At 67.1% G+C, this 3,228-nt stretch carries 4 protein-coding genes; 2 read left to right on the forward strand and 2 right to left on the reverse strand.

The window, feature by feature from the left end:
* The first annotated feature begins 212 nt into the window (after window positions 1-212).
* On the forward strand, window positions 213-647 hold the full coding sequence (locus tag ABD899_RS18215) for a hypothetical protein (RefSeq protein ID WP_345208690.1): 435 nt from the start codon (window positions 213-215) through the stop codon (window positions 645-647).
* 80 nt (window positions 648-727) lie between these two features.
* Entirely contained in the window at window positions 728-1,837 is a 1,110-nt protein-coding gene (locus tag ABD899_RS18220) for an IS630 family transposase (protein WP_345208691.1), read from the forward strand.
* Here the strand turns inward: ABD899_RS18220 and ABD899_RS18225 are convergent.
* Together ABD899_RS18225 and ABD899_RS18230 are read right to left on the reverse strand one after the other, a co-directional pair.
* Window positions 1,815-2,249 (reverse strand): hypothetical protein, encoded by a 435-nt coding sequence (locus ABD899_RS18225; protein ID WP_345208692.1) that lies wholly within the window; start codon window positions 2,247-2,249, stop codon window positions 1,815-1,817. The genes ABD899_RS18220 and ABD899_RS18225 overlap by 23 nt on opposite strands.
* A 46-nt stretch (window positions 2,250-2,295) precedes the next feature.
* The gene (locus ABD899_RS18230; RefSeq protein ID WP_345208693.1) at window positions 2,296-2,964 is read right to left on the reverse strand and encodes a hypothetical protein; all 669 of its coding nucleotides are present in this window, start codon (window positions 2,962-2,964) and stop codon (window positions 2,296-2,298) included.
* Window positions 2,965-3,228: the final 264 nt, after the last annotated feature.

Genomic DNA, 3,228 nt, shown 5'->3' on the forward strand with positions numbered 1-3,228 from the left:
CGCCTACGTGGGAGGCACGCGCTCACTCAGGTCCGTCGTACACCACTCTGCCGGACTCCACTTCGTCGACCGACAGTCGCTCCTTGCCCTTGGCGCCGCGCTCCTCGTCCGCATCAACGTGACAACTCGCTGCAGCATCCCTTCGTCGTGGGCCGGCATACCCGTGGTCTTGTGGTCTGGCCGCCATGGCTCGTCGGCGCCACACTAGGTGGATGGACTACGACGAGGCCGCCGATCGACTAGTCACCGAGGCGAGGGAACTCGGTCTTGATGTCGTGCGGATCGACCCTGCGGTGGAGATCCACAGCGCCGAAGACATCACCCTGGTGAATCCGACCGGCTCCACGCTCGGCTTCATCGTCAAGGACATCACCTCGGGGCGGCACCACTTCGTCCCCATCGACGGGCCGCTCAGGCCATCGCCGGGATCGGGTGGGCCAGAACCCACGGACCCCCCGCCCGGGCCGGTCGTGATCTTCCGGTCCTTCTGCCCTGCGCAGCATGACGAGAGATTCGGCGGCACGCTGGTCGAGGGGAACTGGTGGGGCGCCGAGCACTCAACCTTGGGGGACGCCGAGTCCGAGGCCGGAAACCACAACGCCACCACCGGCCACGCCGCATTCGCGAAGCGGTTCATCGAGGCATGAACTGAGGGCCTGATAGCGACCGCCTGTAGCTAGTGGTGTGTGTCTGTGAAATAGCAAGGGTATTCGCGTGGTGTTGGATCATGCCTCGACCTGCTGCTCCTGCCCTGGTGATGACGCCTGCGCAGCGCGAAGAGCTGATCGCGCTGTCGCGGTCGACGAGTCGGCCGCATCGGGTGGTGCGTCAGGCCAGGGGCCTGCTGTTGGCTGCCGACGGTCTGGCGAACGCGGAGATAGCGCGCCGCTGCGAGGTCGATGCCGATACGGTGCGTCGCTGGCGCACCCGGTTCCAGGCCGAGGGCACGGCTGGGGTCGGGGTGATCGCCAAGGGTCGCGGTCGTAAGCCGTCGCTGCCACCGGGAACGGTCGAGGAGGTGCTGCGCCTGACCCACAGCGAGAGGCCGCCGGACACCTCGACTCACTGGTCGACCCGTTCCATGGCCGCTCGGCTGGGGATCGGTAAGGATGCGGTGGCGAAGATCTGGTCGGATCACAACCTCAAGCCGTGGCGGGTCGAGACGTTCAAGGTCAGCACCGACCCCCGGTTCGAGGAGAAGCTCGTCGATGTCGTGGGCCTGTACCTGAATCCGCCCGCGCGCGCGGTGGTGTTCCCCTACGACGAGAAGACCCAATGCCAGGCGCTGGACCGCACCCAGCCCTCATTGCCGATGAAGCCTGGCCGTGCCGGCACGATGACCCACGACGACAAACGCAACGGCACCATCGACTTGTTCGCTGCGATGAACATCGCCACTGGCCAGGTTCTCACCGGACTCAACAAGGGTCACACCGGCGCCGACATCTTGAGGTTCTTCAAACAGATCGACGCGGCCGTGCCGCGCGCTCTGGCGGTGCATGTCGTCCTGGACAACCTGTCTGCGCACTCCACCCCCGAGATCAAGAAGTGGCTGGCCCACCGCGACCGACGGCGATGGCACCTGCATTTCACGCCGACCTCGAGCTCTTGGCTCAACCTGATCGAACGATGGTTCAAGGAACTGACCGACCGCCGCTTACGCCGCGGCACCTTCACCAGCGTCACCGAGCTCTCCGAGGCGATCACCACTTGGGCCGAGCACTGGAACGCAGACCCCAAGCCCTTCATCTGGAAAGCCACCGCCGACGAGATCATCGCCAAGGTCCAACGCGGACGGGAATCCCTCCGCCAGATCAATTCACAGACGGACCACTAGCCGCCTGACCGGGACCCACCCTTGGGTGGGCGCAACGCCTATGCAGGGTCCGGTCGATGCCAGTGTGCTCCGGTGTGGTGCGGCTCGATGGGAGGGACCGTCGCAGGTTCCGTGCGTGCAGGTAGGTCATCACGATGAGCAGGGGTGCGTGGATGGCTGGGATGCGGTGTGCGAACCATGTTGGAAGGTAGATGTCTGTCACCGAGCCGCGCTCGGCACCGTAGCGTTCGGCAAGCTCGGTCAACGGGCACCGGAACCCGTTGGCGGAGAACACGAGCGACTCGCCGGCGATGACGGCGGCGGCGAGGCCGACCCGTTTGTTGGTGCGCCCCGCCATGCCGGCGACGAGGACGTACAGCACGCACGACTCGATGGACACCCAGGCGAGTGTGTGCACGACCTTGATCGCCACGACGACATTCGGTCTCGGCCGCCCTGTCCGAGCCGGACGGCTGGCGTCAGGTCGTGGTCGCCACGGACTCCATGGGGGAAGGGGTCGTCCTGGCGTCGACATGAGCGTCCTCCCGTTCCGCGCGTGCCTTGATCCCGGTGAGCATCCCGGTCTCCATGTAGTGGTGCAGGGGGTCTGCGACGAAGAAGTCCAGCGCGCGGAGGGCGAAGTCGACGCCGGGGACCCGCAGCACGGCGCACCGGATCAGCTGCGGCAGCGGCCCGGCATCCGGACTGATGGCATGTGCGGCAGGTGCGATGAACCCCATCCCGCGGTAGCGGGTGATGAGCCGTGTCCTGCCCCCCGGGAGGACACGCAGCACGAACGTCTCCTGGGCGACCAGGTGCTCGAACGGCTTGACCTCCCAGACGGTCGCGAATGCGCCGGCACCCATGGGCACGGTGTCGCCCACCTCCAACGATCCCAGCTCCGGATGGATGCGGGTCGCCGAATGCATCCCCTCGACGTACCTGGCGCGGCACATGAGCCGCTCAACCCAATCGTGGCTGTAGAACCCCGCCCGACCGATCCCCATCTGCATCAGCCAGGGCCACACCCGCTCCGGTGGCGCATCGATGGTGACCGCTCGGGTGCTCTGCATGCGCGGGGTCGGCGTGCGGTCATCGCCGGGCAAGCTCTCACCCACCTCCTGGTCGGTCGCGCCCCACCGCAGCATCCGCGGTCTCCACACCAGGTACGCGCCGACCTCGGCGGCGACGGCGCCTCCCGCCAACCACCACAACGTCCGGCGGCTCATCTGTGAGCACCTCACTCCGAAGAACACGGCCGAAGCCACCACCTCCAAGAGTACGCCCGGCCCCACTGGGCGCCCGGGGGCAAGGCGCCCTCACCGCGCCAACCGGGTGGTCGCTCCGCGCAGTGGAGTCCGGCAGAGTGGTGTACGACGGACCTGAGTGAGCGCGTGCCTCCCACGTAGGCG

The organism is Fodinibacter luteus, assembly GCF_039541575.1.
GTDB lineage: Bacteria > Actinomycetota > Actinomycetes > Actinomycetales > Dermatophilaceae > Fodinibacter > Fodinibacter luteus.